At 55.4% G+C, this 710-nt stretch carries 1 rRNA gene; it reads right to left on the minus strand.

Features of this window, described 5'->3' with window-relative positions:
- Positions 1 to 710, minus strand: a 16S ribosomal RNA gene (locus tag ACFO3D_RS18880); the annotation flags it as partial.

Genomic DNA, 710 nt, shown 5'->3' on the forward strand with positions numbered 1-710 from the left:
TGACGTCATCCCCACCTTCCTCCGGTTTGTCACCGGCAGTCACCTTAGAGTGCCCAACTGAATGCTGGCAACTAAGATCAAGGGTTGCGCTCGTTGCGGGACTTAACCCAACATCTCACGACACGAGCTGACGACAACCATGCACCACCTGTCACTCTGTCCCCGAAGGGAAAACTCCATCTCTGGAGCGGTCAGAGGATGTCAAGACCTGGTAAGGTTCTTCGCGTTGCTTCGAATTAAACCACATGCTCCACCGCTTGTGCGGGCCCCCGTCAATTCTTTTGAGTTTCAGCCTTGCGGCCGTACTCCCCAGGCGGAGTGCTTAATGCGTTAACTTCAGCACTAAGGGGCGGAAACCCCCTAACACCTAGCACTCATCGTTTACGGCGTGGACTACCAGGGTATCTAATCCTGTTCGCTCCCCACGCTTTCGCGCCTCAGCGTCAGTTACAGACCAGAGAGTCGCCTTCGCCACTGGTGTTCCTCCACATCTCTACGCATTTCACCGCTACACGTGGAATTCCACTCTCCTCTTCTGCACTCAAGTCCTCCAGTTTCCAATGACCCTCCACGGTTAAGCCGTGGGCTTTCACATCAGACTTAAAAGACCGCCTGCGCGCGCTTTACGCCCAATAATTCCGGACAACGCTTGCCCCCTACGTATTACCGCGGCTGCTGGCACGTAGTTAGCCGGGGCTTTCTGGTCAGGT

Source organism: Virgibacillus kekensis (assembly GCF_042654125.1).
GTDB classification, from domain to species: domain Bacteria; phylum Bacillota; class Bacilli; order Bacillales; family Amphibacillaceae; genus Lentibacillus; species Lentibacillus kekensis.